General features: G+C 38.3%; 22 protein-coding genes and 1 riboswitch. Of the genes, 18 read left to right on the plus strand and 4 right to left on the minus strand.

The features are described from left to right. Nucleotides 1–92 precede the first annotated feature (92 nt). Nucleotides 93–245, plus strand: coding sequence for a hypothetical protein (locus ISU02_RS17820; RefSeq protein ID WP_194703202.1), 153 nt, complete (start codon nucleotides 93–95; stop codon nucleotides 243–245). Between the two features lie 764 nt (nucleotides 246–1,009). Continuing rightward, entirely contained in the window at nucleotides 1,010–1,720 is a 711-nt protein-coding gene (locus tag ISU02_RS17830; RefSeq protein ID WP_194703204.1) for a hypothetical protein, read from the plus strand. Between the two features lie 238 nt (nucleotides 1,721–1,958). Here ISU02_RS17830 and ISU02_RS17835 read toward each other — a convergent pair whose 3' ends face one another. Then, nucleotides 1,959–2,144, minus strand: a complete 186-nt coding sequence (locus tag ISU02_RS17835) for a hypothetical protein (RefSeq protein ID WP_194703205.1) — start codon at nucleotides 2,142–2,144, stop codon at nucleotides 1,959–1,961. Nucleotides 2,145–2,217: 73 nt separating this feature from the next. Further along, nucleotides 2,218–3,306, minus strand: coding sequence for an AbrB family transcriptional regulator (locus ISU02_RS17840; protein ID WP_207736405.1), 1,089 nt, complete (start codon nucleotides 3,304–3,306; stop codon nucleotides 2,218–2,220). 172 nt (nucleotides 3,307–3,478) lie between these two features. Here ISU02_RS17840 and ISU02_RS17845 point away from each other — a divergent pair, with 172 nt between their 5' ends. The 13 genes from ISU02_RS17845 to ISU02_RS17905 all read left to right on the plus strand — a co-directional run bounded on the left by ISU02_RS17845 (nucleotide 3,479) and on the right by ISU02_RS17905 (nucleotide 18,204). Next, nucleotides 3,479–4,474, plus strand: coding sequence for a LacI family DNA-binding transcriptional regulator (locus tag ISU02_RS17845; protein ID WP_323985059.1), 996 nt, complete (start codon nucleotides 3,479–3,481; stop codon nucleotides 4,472–4,474). Between the two features lie 41 nt (nucleotides 4,475–4,515). Further along, complete coding sequence (gene rbsK, locus ISU02_RS17850; protein ID WP_194703208.1) at nucleotides 4,516–5,421, plus strand: ribokinase; 906 nt, start codon at nucleotides 4,516–4,518, stop codon at nucleotides 5,419–5,421. A gap of 67 nt (nucleotides 5,422–5,488) precedes the next feature. Continuing rightward, nucleotides 5,489–5,603: riboswitch (FMN riboswitch) on the plus strand. Nucleotides 5,604–6,093: 490 nt separating this feature from the next. Beyond that, nucleotides 6,094–7,227 (plus strand): bifunctional diaminohydroxyphosphoribosylaminopyrimidine deaminase/5-amino-6-(5-phosphoribosylamino)uracil reductase RibD, encoded by a 1,134-nt coding sequence (gene ribD, locus ISU02_RS17855; RefSeq protein ID WP_194703209.1) that lies wholly within the window; start codon nucleotides 6,094–6,096, stop codon nucleotides 7,225–7,227. After that, the gene (locus ISU02_RS17860) at nucleotides 7,209–7,844 is read left to right on the plus strand and encodes a riboflavin synthase (RefSeq protein WP_194703210.1); all 636 of its coding nucleotides are present in this window, start codon (nucleotides 7,209–7,211) and stop codon (nucleotides 7,842–7,844) included. Before ribD ends, ISU02_RS17860 begins: the two co-directional genes overlap by 19 nt. Before the next feature lie 40 nt (nucleotides 7,845–7,884). Continuing rightward, entirely contained in the window at nucleotides 7,885–9,078 is a 1,194-nt protein-coding gene (locus ISU02_RS17865; protein WP_194703211.1) for a bifunctional 3,4-dihydroxy-2-butanone-4-phosphate synthase/GTP cyclohydrolase II, read from the plus strand. A gap of 19 nt (nucleotides 9,079–9,097) precedes the next feature. Further along, the gene (gene ribH, locus ISU02_RS17870; RefSeq protein WP_194703212.1) at nucleotides 9,098–9,565 is read left to right on the plus strand and encodes a 6,7-dimethyl-8-ribityllumazine synthase; all 468 of its coding nucleotides are present in this window, start codon (nucleotides 9,098–9,100) and stop codon (nucleotides 9,563–9,565) included. A gap of 85 nt (nucleotides 9,566–9,650) precedes the next feature. Further along, the gene (locus ISU02_RS17875; RefSeq protein ID WP_194703213.1) at nucleotides 9,651–10,727 is read left to right on the plus strand and encodes a GGDEF domain-containing protein; all 1,077 of its coding nucleotides are present in this window, start codon (nucleotides 9,651–9,653) and stop codon (nucleotides 10,725–10,727) included. Nucleotides 10,728–10,897: 170 nt separating this feature from the next. Next, nucleotides 10,898–11,872, plus strand: coding sequence for a helix-turn-helix domain-containing protein (locus ISU02_RS17880; protein WP_194703214.1), 975 nt, complete (start codon nucleotides 10,898–10,900; stop codon nucleotides 11,870–11,872). Nucleotides 11,873–12,153: 281 nt separating this feature from the next. Next, the gene (locus tag ISU02_RS17885) at nucleotides 12,154–13,959 is read left to right on the plus strand and encodes an ABC transporter ATP-binding protein (protein ID WP_194703215.1); all 1,806 of its coding nucleotides are present in this window, start codon (nucleotides 12,154–12,156) and stop codon (nucleotides 13,957–13,959) included. Further along, the gene (locus tag ISU02_RS17890) at nucleotides 13,952–15,685 is read left to right on the plus strand and encodes an ABC transporter ATP-binding protein (RefSeq protein ID WP_194703216.1); all 1,734 of its coding nucleotides are present in this window, start codon (nucleotides 13,952–13,954) and stop codon (nucleotides 15,683–15,685) included. The genes ISU02_RS17885 and ISU02_RS17890 overlap by 8 nt, the downstream gene beginning before the upstream one ends. Before the next feature lie 282 nt (nucleotides 15,686–15,967). Continuing rightward, a complete protein-coding gene (locus tag ISU02_RS17895; protein WP_194703217.1) occupies nucleotides 15,968–16,810 on the plus strand; it encodes a mechanosensitive ion channel domain-containing protein in 843 nt (280 codons plus the stop codon). 28 nt (nucleotides 16,811–16,838) lie between these two features. Then, a complete protein-coding gene (locus ISU02_RS17900; protein ID WP_194703218.1) occupies nucleotides 16,839–17,765 on the plus strand; it encodes an NYN domain-containing protein in 927 nt (308 codons plus the stop codon). Continuing rightward, a complete protein-coding gene (locus ISU02_RS17905) occupies nucleotides 17,755–18,204 on the plus strand; it encodes a YaiI/YqxD family protein (RefSeq protein ID WP_228727871.1) in 450 nt (149 codons plus the stop codon). Before ISU02_RS17900 ends, ISU02_RS17905 begins: the two co-directional genes overlap by 11 nt. A 95-nt stretch (nucleotides 18,205–18,299) precedes the next feature. Here ISU02_RS17905 and ISU02_RS17910 read toward each other — a convergent pair whose 3' ends face one another. After that, nucleotides 18,300–19,661, minus strand: coding sequence for an MATE family efflux transporter (locus ISU02_RS17910; RefSeq protein WP_194703219.1), 1,362 nt, complete (start codon nucleotides 19,659–19,661; stop codon nucleotides 18,300–18,302). Beyond that, the gene (locus tag ISU02_RS17915) at nucleotides 19,639–20,127 is read right to left on the minus strand and encodes a MarR family winged helix-turn-helix transcriptional regulator (protein ID WP_194703220.1); all 489 of its coding nucleotides are present in this window, start codon (nucleotides 20,125–20,127) and stop codon (nucleotides 19,639–19,641) included. The genes ISU02_RS17910 and ISU02_RS17915 overlap by 23 nt, the downstream gene beginning before the upstream one ends. A 437-nt stretch (nucleotides 20,128–20,564) precedes the next feature. Between ISU02_RS17915 and ISU02_RS17920 the strand changes: the two genes are divergently transcribed. From ISU02_RS17920 to ISU02_RS17930, 3 genes are all read left to right on the plus strand, one after another. Next, nucleotides 20,565–21,242, plus strand: coding sequence for a response regulator transcription factor (locus ISU02_RS17920; protein WP_194703221.1), 678 nt, complete (start codon nucleotides 20,565–20,567; stop codon nucleotides 21,240–21,242). A gap of 15 nt (nucleotides 21,243–21,257) precedes the next feature. Continuing rightward, on the plus strand, nucleotides 21,258–22,646 hold the full coding sequence (locus tag ISU02_RS17925) for a sensor histidine kinase (protein ID WP_194703222.1): 1,389 nt from the start codon (nucleotides 21,258–21,260) through the stop codon (nucleotides 22,644–22,646). A 345-nt stretch (nucleotides 22,647–22,991) separates the two neighbouring features. Beyond that, on the plus strand, nucleotides 22,992–23,420 hold the full coding sequence (locus ISU02_RS17930; RefSeq protein WP_194703223.1) for a MarR family winged helix-turn-helix transcriptional regulator: 429 nt from the start codon (nucleotides 22,992–22,994) through the stop codon (nucleotides 23,418–23,420). Nucleotides 23,421–23,463: the final 43 nt, after the last annotated feature.

The raw sequence follows: 23,463 nt of genomic DNA on the forward strand, positions 1-23,463 counted from the left end.
CTATTATGTAAAAATGCTAACAATAGACAAATTGAACATCGAATAGTACAATAATTAGAGATTCACATAATCTTTGCATAAGGAGGTTCTAAATGAAAAAAATTGCCTATGGATCACTAATCATTATTGCATTACTTTTCATCATTTTTAGAAACTATGAGTTTTATGAAACAATTGATTCTTATCTATATGTACTTGTAATAATTTTGAATCTAGCTTTGTTGGTCTATCATAAAAAGTCATAGTTGAAGAAGCGTTTTTCAGCCGTAAGAATTAATAATATTCTTTTATCATACTATTTGGTTCATCAACAGTAAAACAGAATCCCTAAATTTAATTGATTCACTAGAACTATTCTATTTATTCCTAAATATGTTAGACTGCAAGGAGAATCAGCTTTTGTAAATACTGACATAAAACGAAGATACAATCAATGTTTTAATGGAGCAATTAAAGAAAGGTAAGGATTTTATGTTAATATTTTTGATGAATATAAAAAATACTGAAGAAAGAGATACCTTAGAAAAACTGTATCTCAAATACCATAAACGCATGTTTTACATAGTCAATGGCATATTAAAGGATAGCTATGAGTCACAGGATGTTGTTCAAACTGCTATTTTGAAAATGGTTAATTACATAGATAAAATTGATTATGTAGGCTATTAAAAATTATGTCGATCTAAAAGTAGGACCGGTGAAGGCATTATTGGTTACACACAGGCAGAGCCTAATGCAAAATTAGAAAAAAGAGGTTCTGAAAGTTTTGCCATAGCAAATGATGGTCGTATTATTATTTTAGACACATTCGACAATCAAATCGAAATTTTTGATAAAAGCGGCTCGTCATTAAAAACAATAACTCTTGAAAGTACAGTTGGTGGTACAGAAGATAAAGCAAAAAAATGATATAAGACACTAGATGAAGCTTCAGCTTACACACCGATGATAAAGCACTAAAAAATATTTATTCATAGGAGAATAGCCCCTATGAATTTGGAGAATTCTTATGAAGAAAGCAATTGTTGGTATTTTAGTATTATTGATGATAGTAGCTTTATATTTCTATCACTCAAAAAATAGAAGTTTACAAGTAAATCAGGAATATATACTCGTTTATGATGTATCAGCAAATGATGAAGCAGATTATAACTATGCAGATTATCCTAAAATAATGCTTAATAAAGGAGATCGTGCTTTAGTGAAATCTATTGAAGGCCATTTTGTTGAAATTGAAGTAAATGGCGAACGAGGTTGGATAAACGATTGGTATATTACAGCGTCAAAACCAGTAAATCTAGTAAGTAATGAAATAAAGTATGTATTGGATGCTACAATTCTTAAACCATTTCCTGAAGAAGCAGCAGCCTTTAATTATGATGAAGTAATTGAAAGTGGTAAAGTTGTCGTCATACAAGCTGAGTATGAGGGGTGGTATTGTGTTCAGATATTAAGGTATTCAGAACCTCTTTATGATAATTATTGGATTCGCAAAGATGAGGTTGGTATTGTTGATGATGAGGACATTAGAGAAGGCAAAATAAAACTTAATGCAGAATTATTAACACTTAGTGGTAAAACAATGTCAGAGAAAATTGAATCTTATATCATCGTCGAGGCATACAATGATGAATACTTGAAGTTTGATGCACCAGGTGGCATCATGGGATTAATCAAGATATCTGATTTTTTACCAATTAAATCGTATGATGAATTATAGTTTCTAGAATAATGGATACTGAGGTTATGATTACAGGGCAAACACTTAGCAGAATTGCCTTATTTGCTTAGAACTTTAGAAATGATTTTGTATCAAGAGGTGTGGAAGCCTATGATCTTAGGCACTAAAGTGATACATATTCACAATAAAAGAAGGTGCCTATGGATAAAACGCTCAAAAACAGCATTTATCCACAGGCACCTTTTTTCAAGTTACTAATAGGTGAGCTGGACAATTTCTATTTGATCAAATATTGAATCCCCGCCACATATTCATCTGGATTTTCAGTGATCCAATCGCCCTTGCGATAAATTTTTCTCACAGGTCCATCGATCTCATATGGATGTTCTTTAATCCAGTTTTGAATAATATCATGGGTCGTTCCGATTGTCTCAAAAGAACCGACGCGAACGATACAAGCCACTTTTGAATGCGCTGGGAGCTCATAAACCTTCTAGCTTAGTAGTGGCGTTTTGTTATTTTCAACAAATCTTGTTTCAGAGTAACCACTGATAGAGAATTGGAATAAAGGCAACAGCAGTTATTAGGCGTGCTAACTGTAACGTACTGATGGTAACAATATCTGCATCTAAGTCCTCCGCTAAAATGATCATGGTGGAAATGCCTCCAGGAAGAACACTCATTAACCCAGTTATGTAATCCATTCTAAAAATCTTTGAAAAGATGAAACCAAGAATGATACTGGTCGTCACAATTAGAACTGTCATCATGAGCATTGGCCATATTAAAGTTCTCATTTGCATAAAGCTCTCTTTTGTAAAGCTTGTGCCTATTACAGCACCCATACCAATTTGAGCCCATTCATAGTAACGCACATTTGGCAGTTTAAAGGCAACTGGGGAGAGCGTTTGCAAAAGGGCAATAAAGACAGTAGCACCGAGTAATAACGCCGCTGGAAAATGGATTTGATAAAACAGAAAAGAGCCTAAACTCCCCACGACTAAAAACCAAATAGAGCTGTATAGCGATCGATTATCTTTGGGCTCTAGTTCGAGATGAGTGCCTCTTTCTGGGTGTTCATTTTTAATCTCTTGGACTTCATTTTCAGCTGATTTATGACGGTTGATCAAGGGCACAATGATAAATTTGGATAGAAGTGGCATGATTAAAACGATTGAAAGATATCTAATGAGCTGAAAAGATGAAACCTGTGCCAAATTTGCATTAAAAGAAACCGCTAATACACCAGCTTCCGCAACGCCACCAGGTATAACTGCTAAAAATGCCGTGTTTTGATCCATGTGACTTACAGCTGTTAAGATGCTACCATATAAAATGGTAATGAAGACATAAGACACAGAAAGGACAACAGCAGGTACGATTGCTTTTAGCAATTGTTTTTGTGCATCTTTATCAAATCTGAGCCCTAGATAGACTCCAAATACCACAGAAAAGCCCATTTTAAAAAGACTTGGCACTTCTGTGGAAAAGCCGAATGCCTGAATAAGGGTTACTGCGAAGATAGGGCCTACGATCCGACTTGCCGGAAAATGAACCAATTCAAATAGGCGATATCCGATATAACTTACTACAAAAAGAATAATTAATGACATGATTGAATACAAGTGATTGCCTCCGTTTCTATTGTTACTTTACATTATAATCTACTGATGTATTTTTTCAATGATAAAAAGAGCTTGAAAAGAAAAACAGAAGTTGGTATAATAATTTAAAAGTAGGGTAAACGTTTACCTCGATTTCTATTTCTACCTCTAGAAAGGAAAGGCTCATTTGAAAGTGACTATAAAAGATATTGCTCGGATGGCAGATGTTTCAACTGCAACGGTTTCAAAGGTAATCAACAAAAAAGATTCCAAAATCTCTCAGAAGACTCGAGACCGCATTTTTAGAATCATAGAAGAAACAGGTTATGTACCCAATCGTGTGGCAAGTAGCATGATTACCAAAAAGACCAAAAGTATCGGACTCGTAATTCCGAATATAGCCAATCCCTTTTTCCCTGAAGTGGCAAGGGGTGCTGAAGACAAAGCAAGTGAAGCAGGTTACAGTCTGATTTTGTGCAACACAGATGATGATATGAAAAAAGAGGATGCTTATATCGCCATGTTACAAGAGAAAATGGTGGATGGTATCATTTTTACAGCATCCAGCAGGCGTTTGAAGGTCAGTGATTCATTGAAAAACATCAATGTTCCGATTGTCCTGTTAGACCGTGAAATGGAAGGCCTTCAGGTTCAGGGTAAAATTATGGTGGACAATATTTCCGGAGCGTATGAAGCTGTAAAGTATATGATGGATAAGGGTTATACTAAAGTCATTCATCTCAGCGGGCCTGCCGCAAGCACACCGGCGCGACATAGGATTGAAGGCTATAAAAAGGCACTTAAAGCATTCGGATATCAAGAAGATGATCACATTGTCATCGAAGGCGATTACACCAGTGAATCTGGATACGAGCGCATAGAATTGGCAATAAAACAGGGCATTGATTTTAATGGCGTTTTTTGTGGAAATGACTTAATTGCCATGGGAGTGCTCAAAGCCTTAAAGGCAAATGGCAAAATTGTACCTTATGAAGTGGGTGTTATTGGATTTGATGACATCTACTTGGCGAGAATGATACAGCCTGAACTCACAACGGTGAGTCAACCCAAATACCTTATGGGCTATAAGATTGCAGAACTTTTGATTCAGATCCTCAATCGTGCTGAGATTGAAAGCAGTGAGGCTGTTTTAAAAACAGAGTTGATTATACGTGATACGACAAAATAGAGTTATTTAGAGAGCGTTATGATGATAGAAAGGACGGTTATATGAAAAAGGTCAGTGTATTGGGAAGCTTAAATATGGATTTAGTGACACGTGTTCATAAAACGCCAGTGGTAGGAGAAACGGTTCTAGGAGAAGGGTTTGTCCAAATTCCCGGGGGGAAAGGTGCCAATCAAGCAGCCACAATTGGTAGATTGGGTGGCAATGTTTCGATGATCGGCAGGGTAGGAGAGGATGAGTTTGGGAAGCAATTGATGGAGAGTCTTAACCATGACCATGTGGATACAAAATATGTGTTGAAATCAAAATCCGCGCCCACAGGAACAGCACTGATCATGGTTAATGAGAGTGGGGATAATTCTATCGTAGTCATTCCGGGAGCAAATTTTGAACTTTCAACACAAGATGTTTCAGAGCAAATACTAGAGGGCGACTATCTGGTTGCACAATTAGAAGTACCGCTTGAAATCATAGAAAAAAGTTTTGAGATGGCAAAACAGAAAGGCATTACCACTGTTTTAAATCCTGCCCCTGCAAAGGCGTTATCCCCTTCTATTTTAAGGCATGTGGACATATTAATTCCTAACGAGACAGAGTTTAAGTTGTTGACAGGCTGTGATCCGAAAAATGAAGACATGCTGGATCAAGGGGTAAGTGACTTGATTGCACTGGGCACTAAAAAAATATTGATCACCCTAGGTGAGCGAGGTGCAGTTTTATGTGATGGGGTTACAAAGACCTATTTCAAAGCACAAAAAGTTGCTCCTGTGGATACAACTGCCGCTGGGGATAGCTTTATAGGCGGATTGCTTTTTGCCTTGTCAAAAGGTGAGTCTCTGGATAGAAGCATTAACTTTGGAACCTTAGTGGCGGCGATTACTGTGACAAGAGCAGGAGCGCAGAGTTCATTGCCAACTTGGGCAGAAGTGGTTGAAAAGTTTGGTGTATAAATCGTAATGATGGATCTTAAAACAATTGACATCACAATTTTACTGTGCTAAGATGTCAGTAATTTAATAGAATCTTCAGGGCAGGGTGAGATTCCCTACCGGTGGTATAGCCCACGAGCCGCAAGGTATGATTCGGTGTAATTCCGAGGCCGACAGTAAAGTCTGGATGAAAGAAGATTAAAGATTTCATAGTGTTTTTCATGAAGTTAAATATGGATGGCATTATGATTATTTTAAGAACAAGCTCTGAAATGGTAATCCGTTTCAGAGTTTTTTTAAAATAACAAGGTTTGAGCCAAAATATTTTCTCCGAGGCACCAATCGGGAAAATAGTCAGCGAAAATCGTTTTGCGACATCAGGAGATGCGCCAAATGTTGCTCAATGCAACAAGGTTTGAGCCAAAATATTTTCTCCGAGGCACTAATCGGGAAAATAGTCAACGAAAATCGTTTTGGATTATCGTGAGATGCGCCAAATGTTGCTCAATGCAACAAGATTTGAGCCAAAAGGTTTACCCGAGGCACCAATCGGGAAAACTGTCAGCGAAAATCGTTTTGGATCATCGTGAGATGCGCCAAATGTTGCTCAACCCGTAGTAGAACCAAAGCCCTGATTGGATTCAGGGCTTTTTTTTGATGAATTTATTCTCAAAACTCAAGTAGGAGGGCACAATGACACATGAACATTATATGAAAATTGCTTTGGAACTTGCTATTCAAGGTCTCGGAAGGGTCCGGCCAAATCCAATGGTCGGTGCAGTGATTGTAAATGAAAACAAGATCATCGGAAAGGGGTATCATGAAAAATTTGGTGAACCGCATGCTGAAATCAACGCACTTAGAAGCTGTGTAGATGAAGTCAAAGGGGCGACACTTTATGTGACTTTGGAACCTTGCTGTCATTACGGCAAGACACCGCCTTGTACAGAAGCCATCATAAGAAGCGGCATTAAACGTGTGGTCATTGGTACAAGAGACCCAAATCCCTTGGTCAGTGGCAAAGGCATAGAGATACTTAAGACGCAAGGCATTGAAGTCGTTGAAGCTATTTTGCAGGAAGAATGTATGATGGTCAATCGTTTTTTCTTCCACCACATGAAGATGAAGATGCCCTATGTGGCAATGAAATACGCCATGACTGCGGACGGTAAGATTGCCACTAAAACAGGCGAATCCAAGTGGATTTCTGGTGAAGGATCAAGGCGTTATGTTCAGCAGCTGAGGCGGCAATATCAAGGCATTATGGTGGGGATTGGAACCGTGATCAAGGATAATCCGCTTTTAACATACAAAGCAGACTTAAATCAGAGTCCGATCCGAATTATTTGTGATAGCCAGTTGAGAATGCCATTGACTTCACAAATAGCAGAGACGGCAAAGCACATAAAAACCTATGTCGTTTTTTCAAAGGAATTAAGTGAAACTCGCACAGGTCTTTCTAAACGAAAAGCACTAGAGCGCAAAGGTTTTTGTTTACTGGATGTGCCTGCAAAGGCAGGACATCTTGATTTGAGTTTGGCATTTAGAGCACTGGGAGCACTCGGCATACAAAGTGTATTGGTGGAAGGGGGGAGTACTTTAAATGAAGCAGTTATACGTAAAGGTCTAGCCCAGTATCTATATACTTTTATAGGCTCAAAGATATTGGGTGGACATGAGGCCCTCACACCAATTGGTGGTAATGGCGTGGAATCAATGAGTGACGCAAGGGCACTTGATCTCGTCAAAATTAAAAAAATAGAGGAGGATGTTTTATTGGAGTATCGATTTAGAAAGGAAACAGGGCAATGTTTACTGGCATTATAGAAGAACTTGGCAATGTTAAGAGTATGTTTACTGGCAATACAGTTTCAAGGCTAGAAATAGAGGGGCGTAAGGTCCTTACGGATATTCGTCAGGGGGACAGCATTGCTGTAAATGGCGTCTGTCTCACTGTGACGCAATTTAGCGCTACAACAATGGTGGCAGATGTTATGAATGAAACGTTAAAGTATTCCAATTTGGGCAAATTGAGATGTGGCGATGTGGTGAATTTAGAGCGGGCAATGAGAGCGGATGGCAGATTTGGAGGTCACATGGTCTCCGGTCACGTGGACGCGGTTGGAGAGATAGCGACGATAAAAAGGGATGGCATCGCCACTGTGTACACCTTTAAAACACCGGAAAAACTCATGCGATACATCGTTAAGAAGGGTTCTATTGCAATTGATGGCATTTCATTGACGGTGACGCATACAACATCAAGCCATTTCTCTGTGAGTATTATTCCCCATACGTTATCTCAAACAACATTGAGCTACAAGCAGATCGGTGAGACGGTTAACCTTGAAGCGGACATGGTGGGCAAATATATCGAACACTTTCTATTTAGACAGAAGGACAATGTCCTTACGCAAGCGTTTTTAATGGAGCATGGCTTTTAAGAGTTAAAAGCTTAAGTAAAACATAAAAAGGAGAATGACAATGTATAATTTTGACTCAGTAGAAGATGCACTGGAGGCTTTAAAAAGAGGTGAAATGATTATCGTGACAGATGATGCCAATCGAGAAAATGAGGGGGATCTCATCTGTGCGGCAGAATTCGCCACAACAGAAAACGTGACTTTTATGGCGACTTACGGGAGAGGCCTAATTTGCATGCCCATGAGCCGAGAAATTGCAAATCGACTCAATTTATCAGAGATGGTCACGCACAATACGGATGTGCATGGGACGGCTTTTACAGTTTCAATAGATCATATCCAAACCACCACAGGCATATCTGCAATTGAACGGGGAATAACGGCAAGAGCATGTGTTGATCCCAACGCTAAGCCTGAAGATTTTAGGAGACCGGGACATATGTTTCCACTGCGTTCTAAGCCAAATGGTGTCTTAGAACGCAACGGTCATACTGAAGCCACTGTGGATTTAATGAAGTTGGCAGGTTTGAGCCCTTGTGGGCTGTGCTGTGAGATGATGAACGACCGAGGAGAAATGATGCGCGCTTCTGAACTCATGACCTTTTCTAGAACACATCACCTCAAGTTTATTACGATTAAAGCACTGCAACATTACAGAAAACGTCAAGAGAAACTTGTGGCAAGCATTTCTGTGACAAAAATGCCCACAAAATACGGCGAGTTTATGGCACATAGTTATATCAATTTATTGAATGGTGAACATCATGTGGCATTGGTAAAAGGGCATATAAGTAGTGATTCGCCAGTACTCTGTAGAGTCCACTCTGAGTGTCTTACAGGAGATGCATTTGGATCTGCAAGATGCGATTGTGGTGAGCAATTGTCAAGGGCAATGGAGGTTATAGAAAGTGCTGGAATGGGGGTTTTGCTCTATTTAAGACAAGAGGGGAGAGGCATAGGTCTTGTGAATAAATTGAAGGCATATGCACTTCAAGATCAGGGGATGGACACTGTGGAAGCAAACTTGGCGCTGGGATTTCAAGAGGATGAACGCGACTATGCTATAGGTGCACAAATTTTAAGAGATTTAGGGGTTAGAAAGCTCGATCTTTTAACCAATAATCCCCTTAAAATAGAGGGATTAAGCGCCTATGGCATCGAAGTGGTTCGAAGAACGCCGCTTCGAATCAAATCCACAATTCACGATGCTTTTTACTTAGAAACTAAAAAAAATAAAATGGGACACTTACTTTAAAACATAGGGAGAGAATATAATGAAAAAAATTGAAGGACAATTAATTGCTAAAGAAATGAAAATAGGTATTGTTGCATCTAGATTCAATGAGTTTATCGTGTCTAAATTATTAGAGGGCTCAATGGATGCTTTGACAAGACATGGTGTAGATTGTGATCAAATTGCTGTTGCATGGGTCCCAGGCGCATTTGAAATGCCGCTTATTGCCGCGCAACTGGCAAAGACCAAAAACTATGATGCCATAATTTGCTTAGGTGCTGTCATCAGGGGAGCGACTTCACATTATGATTTGGTTTGCAGTGAAGTGGCTAAAGGCATAGCTACTGTTTCGCTCAACGAAGGCATTCCTGTCATGTTTGGTGTTGTTACAACTGATAATATTGAACAAGCGATTGAGAGAGCGGGAACAAAATCCGGCAATAAAGGATTTGACGTTGCGGTGAGTGCCATTGAAATGGTGAATCTGATCAGAGGAATTAATTCTTAAAGTAATAAAAAACGGGTATAGGGGGTATATATGAGACGATTGTAAACTTAAGGCATGGCTTTTATGCGAAAAAGAGGTGTTGTAGATGGAAAAGTTGACCCAAAACCAAAGAATTCACGCAATTGTTTTTCAAGAAAATTTAGATCGCATTTTAAAAATAGGCGGTATATTTACTATTGTGGAAATAATCGATTTGATTCTTTCGTTGATGGGCGTTTTTCACGATGATATAAAAGTTTATATCCTAATTGTTCTTGCGATCCACTTTGTGCTTTTGCCGATCATTTACTATCAAAAGAAACTATATTATGTTCACATTAGATTGAATGCCATTCTTGAAAAAGTTTATTTTGTCTCTGTTATGACATGGGGAACTGCATTTACAGTGCTAAACCAAATTAAGCAGGGGAATTTGACAACTTTTGCGCTTGTACTTGTGGTGTTGTCCATGGTGGTCACCATGAGATCGGAATACACAACGCTATTGATGGGGCTCAATAATGTGATATTTCTTTCAATAGGCAACTTGCTTTATGAGGAAACTTATTTTACAACGGATATTATGTTTACGTCTATTATGTACACGGTTATAGCCATCAGCTTGTCAAGACAATTTGACAAGCAGAGATTTGAAATTAAAAGAAATCACATTATGCTCCAAGAGCAAAATGAGAAACTCGAAAATCTTGCCATTAGAGACTCTATGACGCAGCTTTACAACAATGCCTATATTCACGATTTTATCGATAAATCCATCAAATACTGTAATACGCAAAAGGGACCTCTTTGCATATTGATATTGGACATTGATGATTTTAAACAGATTAATGACACCTATGGTCATCTCTTTGGTGATGAAGTGATTAAATCCATTGCAAGCATGCTCAAATATCGCTCTAGAGAGGGCGATATTGTGGGGCGATATGGCGGTGAAGAATTCATGATTGTCATGCCTCATATCCATAATGATATTACTGCCAAAATTGCAGATCGCTTTAGGGTTGGCGTGGAAGAACTTGTATTTTCAAAGGATGTGAAAGTAACTGTGAGTATTGGTGGTGCGTGTTTAGAAGAACATACGGCGATGGAATTAATTGAATTAGCAGATAAAAATTTGTATGAGGCTAAAAGAAGAGGTAAAAATAGAGTGGTTATAAGCTGAAGGCGCCTTTAGTATAGCCAATAACAGGGCGGCGTTGACAGGAAAAAAAATATAAAATATAATACTGATAAATGATAATGGTTATCAATTTCGAAAATCAAACACTGTTGTCATCCAATCAACGGAACGATTTATGAATGGATAAATTTATTATTTATGGGGTATTAGAGATGAAAGTAGATGTAGTAGAAGCTTATTTTAAACATATTGAAAATGCATGTTGCAGTAAAGTTTGTGAAGAACGCTTTGGCAAGAAATATGTTTTTAAAGCGCAGCTGGGATCGGGCAGTATTTCAAGAGTACAGATTGAAGAAGGTCTGGAGATGACAACACTGGAAACGGTTGATCTCTTAGAACTTGACTTTGACAACAGAGATTTTAAAGAAAATATACTTGAAATAGGCTACTGCTATTGTGGTGAAGCTGAGATTTTTATGTTACCAAGCCTTAAGAAATACGTGATTAAAGCAGGAGACCTTTTTATATACAAGATGCTTAACGATGTGGATCATTTCAAATTTAAGTATCAAAATTGTAAAACCATTTCTGTTGCCATGGGCTGTCAGGTTATAAAAAAGGCGTTAAATCCTAAATGCAAAGAATCGGCTTTGTTGGATTGGCAAGAGCACTTAAATCAAATTTTTGAGCAAGATATTCTAATCATTGAAGCAGCCAGCTATGAAATTGGAAAGATTACAAAGCAGATGGATGCCATTTCTATGGATGAAATGTTGGGGTACGTGCATCTTAAATCAAAAGCTTTAGAATTTATAGTAAGATCAATCCGTGAGAGAAATCACCTATGTGAAGGGTGTTCTTGTTCAATGTCTGAATTGGATAAGATCGCAGTTGCCCAAGAAATCATCCAAAATGACCTGGAGAGGATTCCTTCGGTTAAGGCTTTAGCGGATCAATTGGGGATGAGTATCTATAAATTACAAAAGGGTTTTAAAGAAGTGACCGGAGATACCGTACATGTTCATATTCAGAAAATGAGATTGGAAAAGGCAAAAGAGTTGCTTAGACATACAGAACTATCTATTTTACAGATTGCGAATGAAGTCGGGTATGAAAATCCGAGTAAATTTGCACATCTTTTTAAGCAGTATAATGATGTGACGCCACTTAAATATCGAAAATCATAAAAGTTCCCAATGCGGGAACTTTTATTTTTTGGATCATTTTGGGGCGTTTTTTTGGAGTAGACATTGAGAATGGTTCTCAACTATAATGATTTAGAACTTAACCCCGTGCTTTTAAGGCGGCAGTCTTGAGAACTCAATCCAATGAGAATCCACTTAAGACCGATCCAAGAACGCTATTGAGGCGTAATGTTCTATTTGATTACACATGAGGTTGTAAGAACGTGCATGATCATGGGTTTGCCATATTAATGATGTGAATAATAATTAGGAGGATAAACAGTATGTCAGCAACGAAAAAAAAATTTGTTTTAAAAAGATTTATACCCTATATGGGCAAGAAAAAAGTGCTTTTGCCTCTGGCATTAGTACTGTCTGGTATCTCAGCAGTTCTCAATATATTGCCCTTTGTACTGATCTGGTATATCGTACGTGAGATTTTATCCAACCCACAGGCTATTGATACCTTGAACATCAACTTTTATGCATGGCTTGCCTTTTCAAGTGCAGTGGGCGGTATTCTCATTTACTTTTTGTCTCTTATGAGCTCACATCTCGCAGCATTTCGAGTTGAGGTCGGCATGCAAAAATTGGGAATGGAGAAGATTATGTCGATGCCGCTTGGCTTTTTTGATCAACATTCAAGTGGTAAAATACGTAAAATTGTAAATGACGGTGCTTCCACAACACATACTTTTTTAGCACATCAGCTTCCAGATATGGCTGGGAGTGTTATTTCACCAGTTATTCTGATCGCCTTATTACTCTTAGTAGACTGGAAAATGGGGCTTGTTTCTCTTATTCCAATTATTTTAGGATTTATGACAATGCGGTTTATGATGAGTGAAGAAGGCAAGAAATTTCAAAAGATGTACTATGATTCTTTAGAAGAAATGAGCTCTGAATCCGTGGAGTATATTCGTGGCATTCCAGTTGTGAAGACTTTTGGGCAGACTATTTTTTCCTTTAAGCGATTTTACAACAGCATCATTAGATATAAGGAAATGGTCTATGATTACACGTTGCTGTGGAGAAAGCCGATGTCGTTTTTTAGCACAGTTATGCAATCCGCTGCATTCTTTTTAATCCCCATGGTGATTTTTATGATAGGAAGAGGGAATAATTTACCTCTTATACTCGCAGATTTTGTGTTCTATCTGCTGGTTTCACCTATCTTTGCAATGCTCATAATGAAATCCATGCATTTTCAACAAGATATTTTAATTGCGGAGCAGGCTATTGATCGATTGGATAATCTGCTCAATTATAAAACCATGGCTTATTCGGAACATTCTAAAAGTATGACGGATCACAGTTTAGAGTTTAAGAATGTTACGTTTTCATATGAAGGCAGTGATAAACGCGCTATTGACCAGATCAGTTTTAAATTAAATGAAGGGGAGACTATAGCACTTGTTGGTGCTTCTGGTGGTGGTAAGACAACCATAGCGAGGTTGGCAGCACGTTTCTGGGATGTGGACGAAGGGGAAGTGCTGATTGGTGGCGTCAATGTAAAAGATATTCCTAAAGAGACACTTATGGAGACGATAGCCTTAGTCTTTCAGAATACAAAGCTGTTCAAAGGCTCTCTAAGGGAAAATGTGATGTTTGGAAAAGAAGAAGCAAGTGGATCGGAAATAGATAGAGCGATTGATTATTCTCAGTCAAAAGAGATCATAGAAAATCTCTCAGACGGTTTGGATACGATTATGGGTTCAAAAGGCACTTATCTTTCAGGGGGTGAGCAGCAACGGATTGCGCTTGCCAGAGCGATGTTGAAAAATGCGCCGATTGTGCTTTTAGATGAAGCCACTGCTTTTGCAGATCCTGAAAATGAGCATTTGATACAAAAAGCGCTTAAGATGTTGGGACGTGGGAAAACAACGCTTATGATCGCTCATCGTCTCACAAGTGTACAAAATGTAGATCGAATTTTAGTCGTAGATGACGGCAAGATTGTCGAAGAGGGCACTCACGAAGCGTTGCTACATAAAGGTGGTTTGTACAAGGTCATGTGGGAAGAGTATCAAAGATCTATTGACTGGAAAATAGTTGCTAAAGATGGGCATGAAGGAGGGCAATGTGCTTAAATACTTTCAAAAAAAATACGCCATGTCTGAAAAAGGGGCTAGAGATTTGTTTTATGCAATTTTATGGACCATTTTAATGCAACTCAGCTTTATGGCGCCAGTGATCTTGGGCTTTAAATTCTTAGAAGAAAATATACAGACTATTTTTAATCCTGCAAACACTTCTAAACCAAGTATTGCATACTATGTTGTCATGTCTGTTGTCTTATTCTTGGTGATGCTGGCAGTTTCGTATTTTCAGTATGACTCTGCTTACACAAAGATATATGAGGAGAGTGCCAAAAGGCGCATCAGTCTGGCTGAAACGCTTAGAAAATTGCCTATGGCCTTTTTCGGGAAAAGTGATATCGCAGATTTAAGCGCCACTATAATGGAAGACGCCACGCAAATAGAAATGCTGTTTTCGCATGCAGTGCCTCAAATTTATGCCGCAGTGACAACGATTTTTATCATGGGCACAATGATGTTTTTTTATAATTGGCAGTTGTCATTAGCAGTGTTTTGGGTGGTGCCTGTTGCTGTATTGGTCTTTCTATTATCGAAAAAATTTCAAGATGAGATGCATCAGGATCTTTATAATGTGAAGCGGGAGATTTCAGACACGATTCAAGAAGGACTAGATGCCGCACAAGAAATAAAATCGTATAATAGAGAAGGCACTTTTTCAAAATCGTTAAACCAAGATCTAGACGACTTTGAAAAAAAGATGATCAGAGGAGAACTTTTAGCGGGTGCACTCATTAATCTCTCCTATGTTTTTTTAAGACTTGGCCTTCCAAGTGTTATATTATATGGTGCATACTTATTGTCGACAAGTGCTATAAGTGTGTTTACGTACTTGGTCTTCCTCGTTGTCACAGCACGTATTTATAACCCAATTATGGATGCAATGAATAATTTTGCACTGCTTTTGTATCTCAATATTCGGATAGAGAGAATGAAAGAGATGGATAAAATGCCAAGACAAGATGGAAAAACGAAATTTAGTCCCAAAAACTATGATATTGAATTTAAAAATGTCGATTTTTCATATCAAGATGGCGTACAAACCTTGAACCGAGTGAGTTTTATTGCAAAGCAAAATGATGTAACAGCACTTGTGGGACCATCAGGCGGCGGGAAGAGCACAATAGCAAAATTGTCAGCGAGATTTTGGGATATAGACAGAGGGGTGATTACTCTAGGCGGCGTAGATATTTCTAAGATCGATCCCGAAACACTTTTGAATTACTATTCTATTGTCTTTCAAGATGTGACCCTTTTCAACTCAAGTGTCATGGAAAATATCCGTCTGGGCAAAAAAGATGCAACAGATGAAGAAGTTATGAGAGCGGCACAACTTGCACAATGTGATGACTTTATCAAAAAAATGCCGAATGGATACGATACTCTAATTGGGGAAAATGGGGAGAAATTATCTGGCGGTGAAAGACAGCGCATATCCATTGCTAGAGCTATCCTAAAAGATGCTCCAATCATCTTGTTGGATGAAGCGACTGCTTCTTTAGATGCAGAAAATGAAAGCAAAATACAAAGTGCATTTAGTGTTCTAGTGAAAAACAAAACTGTGTTGATTATTGCTCATAGAATGAGAACGGTTTTAGGCGCAGACAAAATTGTTGTTGTCAAAGATGGCGTTATTGCAGAAACGGGAAAACCTATGGAATTAAAAGCGAGACCTGGACTATTTTCATCAATGTTAAAAGCGCAATATCAAAATCAATAGAGATAGCAATGTATCCTAATTCTCGACAAATTTAAGATCAACAGCTAGAAGGCCCCGCGATGGATAAAATCAGGGCCTTCTGTTTTTTTTTTAAACAACAAGATTTGAGCCGAAAGCTGCGATGAGGAATGTTCACCCTCAAGCAGTGTCAGCGAAAATCGTCGGCTTTTAATATTTTACATCGAAAATTACTGTAAATCTGTTAAAATAGAGTATAAGCATTAATGCGCAAAAGAAGCACGTATTTGTATTTTGATTTCAATAAAGTGTGGGCATGTGAATATGAGTGAGATGTTAAGCTATCTAGAGGGTAATATCGTCGTACAGAAAGTGTTGATTTCAGTTGGATTGTTGTTTCTGAATTTAATTTTGATTAGGTTCATGAGTCGAATTCTATTTAAAACAATTAAGACGAATAGCGTTTATTATACAACACGCAAGAGACTCTCTTATTTCAATACGGTAATTTTATTGGTTGTGATTGTTTTGATTTGGTCCGGATCGAAGTTGGATTTGGCCACATATGTGGGCTTTATATCTGCTGGCATCGCCATATCTTTGAGGGAGTTGTTCACGAATATGGCGGCATGGCTGATCATTGTATTTCAAAAACCCTTTGAAGTGGGAGATCGGATAACCGTTAATGACATGGTGGGTGACGTCATCGATATCAAAGTATTTCAAACCGTGCTCATGGAGGTTTCGGCACCTGAGCGTGGTCAGCAAAGTACAGGGCAGATTGTACATATTCCCAACAATTTTCTTTTTCTGCATGGTATAGTAAATGCCAATAAGGGGTTTGTATACATTTGGAATGAAATTGAGGTCAGACTCACATTGGACAGTTCTTGGGAACTTGCGAAACGCAAACTGGAAGAGATCATCAATCACCACACGCTTCACTTATCTAAAGAAGCTGAGGAAAACGTAATCGAAGCTTCAAAGCGCTATATGCTTCACTATACCAACTTGACACCCATCGTGTTTGTCCGTGTACAAGGAGGGTATTTATATCTTACAATTCGGTATTTATGTGAACCTAGGCAAGCTCGAATGACTGAAAATCTTATTTGGCAGGAGATTCTTACCGCGTTTTCGGAAACAACCGAAATCCAAATGGCGTGAAACTAAAATTTAAAATACCGGGGGTTATATGTTAGAAGAAAAAAGATTTGCTGTACTCATAGACGCGGATAATATATCTGCAAAGTACATTTCCAGTGTATTGGATGAAATTCCGAATTACGGCGTGGCAACATATAAGAGAATATATGGGGACTGGACAAAGAGTACTTCAGCATCGTGGAAAGATGTATTGCTTGAAAACTCAATTACACCGATCCAACAATACGGCTATACCAGTGGTAAAAATGCCACCGATTCTGCGATGATTATCGATGCAATGGATATTCTTTATTCTGGAAAGGTAGAAGGCTTTTGCATTGTATCCAGTGACAGCGACTTCACAAAGCTATCTTCAAGATTACGAGAGTCTGGGATGTTTGTTCTAGGAATGGGTGAAAAAAAGACGCCTAAGCCCTTTATCGCATCTTGTAATCAATTTAAGTACTTAGAAGTGCTTCAAGCTTCTGAAAAGAAAACGGTTGAAGCGAGTATGGAGGCCAATGAACTCGGTGGTGAGGAGGTTCTATCCATAGAAAATGGAGGCCGACCAGCGTCAAGGGCAGCGGATTCAAATTCGACAAATGGCAAAATCAGTGACAGCGAGAAGAACATGACAGAACTTGGCGTTATTAAGGCGGCAATTCTCAAAATGCTCAATGAGATAGATGAAGACGATCAAAGTATGAACATGGGAGAGTTGGGGAACCGTCTTGTAAAAAGATATCCTGATTTTGATGTGAGGAATTATGGTGATCCAAAGCTGTCGAGATTTTTAAGAAAGTTTGATTTTTTAGATATTCATACAAAAGGCAATAGCAAATCCATGTGGGTTCGCCTGAAAAAAGAGAGTGATAAATCTAAGACGCCGCCTGCTAAAAAGAAGCGCACAACGCGCAAGAAGGCCCCTAAAAAGGAAATGCCAAAAAGAGAAGTGAGCAATCCTAATGGCGAGTGATGATAAAGTGAGCATTTGGGTTGATGCCGATGGTTGCCCAGTGGTAAAACTGGCCATAAACATTGCTCAGAAAAAGGGCTATCCAGTGCGTGTTGTGAAGAATCATGCAGTGGTTCTGACTGATGATTATGCAGAAATCATCACAGTGGATATTTCAAGAGATGCTGCCGACTTTTATATTGTCAATCATATGGGCATCGGCGATATTGTCATCACTCAGGATTACGGTTTAGCTGCCATGGCATTATCGAAGCAAGGGAAGGTCATCAATCAAAATGGTCGCTTGATTACAAAGGATAACATAGATTTTATATTAGATCAGAGGCACTTGAGCAGACTTGCCAGAGAACAAAAAGGTAAGTCTACAAAGTTTAAAAAGCGGTCGAAATTAAATGATGAAGCATTTATAACCGCTTTTGAAAATCTTCTGGACATCTGATGGAAATGATAATATAAAAAATAAGAGCACATTGCGAAGAAGTTGTTCGCAATGTGCTCTTTTATTTTGTCTTATTCTGACTTTGTGTCGTATTTTTAAACCATTTCCAGTTTATAAGAATCATCTAAGTGTCTGATTTCATTGAAGATAAAGATTGCCGTGACCACAGTGGCACTGAAATCTGCAATGGGACCTGCCAACCATACACCTGTTAAGCCAAAGAAATGCGGCATGATTAACAACATGGGAATCAGAACAATAACTTGTCTTAGCAAACTTAAAAACATGGCTTTTGGCGCCTTGCCCACAGCTTGAAAATAATTTGCACTGATGATTTGAAAACCGATGAAGGGCAACATACATAAGAATATTCTCATGCCTGAGGTGGCCACGGAGATCAGCTCAGGATCTCGATTGAAAATTTTGATCAGATACACTGTGAAAAACTGTGTGGATATAAAAGCCACGAAACAGATCGCTGAAGCCGCAAGAATGGCTAATTTTAAAGCTTGTTTGACTCGATCAAACTGCTTTGCACCGTAGTTAAAGCCAATAATAGGTTGAGATCCTTGATTGAGACCAAATATAGGCATTAAGAAAAAGATGACAACGGCATTGATGACAGTCATGGCGCCAATGGCAATATCACCACCATAGTTTTTAAGCGCATTATTTGAAATGATCGTCACAATACTTGCGGCAACTTGCATAAAAAAAGGTGACATGCCTATGCTGAAAATACTTGAAATGAGTGAAGGATCGAGTTTGAGATTCTCTCGTTTTAAAACCAATTTACTTTTGCCCGAAAGGAAATGATGCAGTACCCAAATGGTTGATATCAGTTGAGATAGAATCGTTGCAAGAGCAGCACCAGCAATGCCCATTTTAAACACAAAGATAAAAACGGGGTCCAGAACGATATTTGCAAATGCACCCAGTAACATTGTGTACATGGCAGTCTGAGGGCTGCCCTCTGCTCTGATGATATTGTTAAGTCCAAAACCAAGTCCTTGGAATATGGCCCCCAATAAAATAATGGAGATATACGAATTTGCGAAATCGATAGTGGCATCACTTGCACCGAATAAATAGAGGAGAGGTAGTTTGAAAATCAAGCCTAGAACTGAAATGCTTGACATGACTATAATGAGCAGTGTAAAAGCATTTCCAAGTATTTTTTCAGCGCCATCTCGATTGCCTTCACCAAGTCTTATGGAAATGATAGCACCACCACCAATGCCAATGAGCATGCCGAATGCCATTAAAAGCGTCATAAAGGGCAAGTTGAGTCCAATGCCAGTCATAGCAAGTGGTCCAAGCCAACCAATATATATTCGGTCCACGACATTATACAGCGCATTGACCATCATTCCAACGATCGCTGGGATAGAAAATTTGAGCAATAGTTTGCCTACAGGTTCAGTTTTTAAGGGATTAGATGTTGCAGTGTTTGTCATATTGACCTTCTTTCTTATGTCGATAGAGTATAGAATTAGTTGCTAATTTTTTTAAATAGGATTCTATAATGATGATTTCTTCTTCTGTAAAGGAATCCAAAATAATAGATTTCCAATGATTTGATATGGATTTGAGTTCAGTGTGGAGTGCTTCGCCCTTTTCAGTTAAAAATACGTGATTGATGCGGCGATCGTCTTGATCAGATTGTCTTCTTACAAAGCCATGAGATTCAAGTTTTTGAATGGCTCTTGCAGTGCTTGCCTTGTCGATATCAAGCGCTCTGCTGATCTCTTCCTGAGTTGAACCGCTATGATTTTTTAAAAAAAAGAGGAATATATGTTGTCCACTTCCAAAGTTAGGATCGGTAAGTTGCTGATCTATAAAAATTCGATTGTGTCTGTAGAGCATGGATAGATATTTTCCGATGTCAGTGTTATCTATAATGACCTTTCTAGGATCTTCCATAAAGGAGAACCTCCTTGTTTCCAAATTAGTTGTGCATGCAACTATTCTACTCCCGAAATAAATTGATGTCAATAGAAAGTATGGACACTTCTAAAAAAATTTACAAATCCATAAAATCTACAAATTTTTATGAGAGAATGTGTTAGGAGTCTAAGAGATTTAGCTGAAATAATAAAGGGTTGGCTTAGGATCGGAAAAAAATAGAGAAGACTCCTTTTTTTTATACATATATGAGGGTGTAAGACGTGTAGAGTGCCCAAAGTGCAATATTGAGCATCTTTCTACTCCGGTGGCGTTGTTTGTGGAAAATAGGCGATACCGCATGGTGGAGAAGAGAGATGTGAAATGACCTTTGGACACTCTACTTGTAATTAAATGTTGAAAAAAAGAGATTTCTAGGAGATAATAGCATTAAAATTATTGATAAGGATGAGTGGATGCCGAATATTTTAATTGTAGAAGACGAAAAAAATATTGCAGATGCGTTATCTGCATATCTTGAGAGTCATGAATATCGTACGATTATCGATCTCAGTGGGCTAGAAGCACGTCATATTATCAATCGTCAAAAGATTGATTTGATTTTGTTGGATTTGATGTTGCCTGAGGTGAGCGGTGAGGCACTTTGTAAGTCCATAAGAGCTTTTTCCGATGTGCCCATTATCATGCTGACTGCCAAAATTGATGAGTCGGATATCATCAATGGACTCAAAATAGGGGCGGATGATTATATCATTAAACCCTTTAGTTTGAAACAAGTCTTGGCAAGAATTGAAGCGGTGTTAAGACGGTCACAAGGCAAAATTGGAAATGATGCATTTTATTATGATGACGGAACTTTAATCATAGATGAGAAGGGCCATGAAATTTATCGAGATTCTGTGAAAATTAAATTGACGCCAAATGAATTTAAAATTTTACTGATCTTAGCCAAATCAGCGAATAAAGTTTTTACGAGAGATGAATTGATTGAACTCGTCATGGGGAAAGACTTTGAAGGGTACGACCGTGCGGTGGATAGTCATATTAAAAATATCAGACTTAAAATTGAAGCGGATTCAAAATTGCCTGTGTACATCACCACCGTGCATGGTGTTGGGTATAAGTTTAAGTAGTGGGATGTGTATGATATGAAAATGAGACTCAAAAACAAAATTAACTTGGCTTTTTTTTTGATTGTTTTATTGATGATGATTTTCATCGGGATCACATCGACTTATTTCTTTGAAAAGAGATTTGAAGACTATACAGTTGAAAAGATAAAGCATGAAAGCTATCTTTTAGTGAATCAAATCACTCAGATATATCATGAAGAAGATCGCTACTGGAATTTGATTTCCATAGAAAATATAGGTGTGAGTGCTATGGAGAGGGGTTTTTTGATCAAGGTTTCTGATTCAAAGGATCATGTCCTCTGGAATGCAATGACCTATAACAAGGGGTATTGTTCAGATATGCTCACTCAAATGGAATACAATATGAAACAGCAAAATGCCAATTTCCAAGGAAGCTATGAGGAAAAACGCTATGCACTGTTGAGTGGAGATAAGTCTTTTGGCTCTTTAACCATTGGATATTATGGGCCTTATTTCTTTAATGATAACGATGTAAAATATGTAAATGGCCTGAAGCAACTTTTATTTGGCGCAGGTTTGTTTGCGCTTGGGCTCTCGCTTGTCTTGGGTTTTTATATTTCAGTTAAGCTGAGTAGACCATTGATTGCCATAAATGAGAACGCTCAAAAGATCATGCAGGGCAATTATGGCTCACGTGCAACTTGTCCATCCACGACGCTTGAAATCTGCGAATTGTCAGAGACCATCAACGCACTCAGTGAAGCACTTGATATTCAAGAGGAACTTCGAAAGCGCCTGACTTCAGATATTGCACATGAATTGAGAACGCCTATTACAACGCTTCAGAGTCATTTAGAACTTATGATAGAGGGGATTTGGCAAGCAGATCCAGAAAGATTAGAGGGTCTTTTAAATGAGACTTCAAGACTGAGTAACTTGGTGTGTGATCTTTCTAAAATTGCGCAGTTGGAACGCGAACAACTTATTATTTCATTGGAAGAACTGGATTTACATGCATTGGCCATACAGGTTGTTGAAACGATCAAAAGCGAATATTATAAAAAGGAAGTTGATCTTGTCGTTGAAGGTGAACTTGCTCTGATGATGGGAGATGCTTTGAAGCTGAAACAAGTGCTCATAAATCTCTTGAATAATGCTTTAAAATACACCCCAAAAGGCGGTGCAGTTAAAGTGGCAGTTCACGCTTCTGAAACGGATGTGGCATTGGTGGTGAGTGATACGGGCATAGGGATACCAGCTAAAGATATGCCTCATATTTTCGAGAGATTTTATAGAGTGGATAAATCTAGAGCACGACAATCCGGCGGTGTAGGTATTGGCTTATCCATTGTCAAAGCAATTGTAAACGCACATGGCGGTCAACTAGAAGTACGCAGTGAAGAACAAAAAGGCAGTGTGTTCACAGTGCGATTGCCCAAATGAAAATGGAATAAATGAATTCTGAATAAATTCTAAATAGATAAATTCTAAGAAGAACTGTTGCAAATCTAAAAGTGCAAGAGTTCTTTTTTTGCCTGTAGTAGATGCACCTGTGAAAGGGACCATGTGTGAATTAATTGTTAAAAATGCAAAAAAGGAATTGATGTTTCCATAGAACCGTGCTAGATTATGATAGTAACATTATGTAACTATTATCAAATGTAATAATGATGTCTTGTAATTATATTGACAAAATAATATTACTGTGTGCCAATAATGCATGTCGATGATGAATGCATGTCAATATTTAAGTATATTTCAAATGGAGAATGCGTAAGGAGGGAACATATGTCAATTTTAGAGGAGTGCGCGGCCAGTCTTATTACACTGCTTCCAGCAATATGGCAGAGATACAGGGGGATCTACAATGGCATCGAGATGCCAAGGCAGCAACTGGGATTACTCTTTAAGATCGCACATGAAAGCGGTCAGCCGGTGAGTTATTACAGCGAACTGATGAATATTCCGAAATCAAACATTACTGTGGCATCCAATCACTTGGTAAAAATGGGATTTGTAGACCGAACTTTTAGTGAATCCGATAGAAGGTTAATTCTTCTGAATATCACTGAAAAAGGGACTGAGGCCATAAAAATTTATAAACGGCAGATTAGAGAATCTATGATGGTGCAGTTGAGTGAATACGATGAATCCGAACTTAAGCGCATGAATGAACTGATTGAAGAGCTCAAGGCACTTATGCAGAAGGGTAAATAGTCTCAAAAAAAGAGTGAAGTTAGGTCGTAAATTAAAAATATAA

Source organism: Fusibacter ferrireducens, from assembly GCF_015352425.1.
GTDB classification, from domain to species: Bacteria; Bacillota; Clostridia; order Peptostreptococcales; family Acidaminobacteraceae; genus Fusibacter_A; species Fusibacter_A ferrireducens.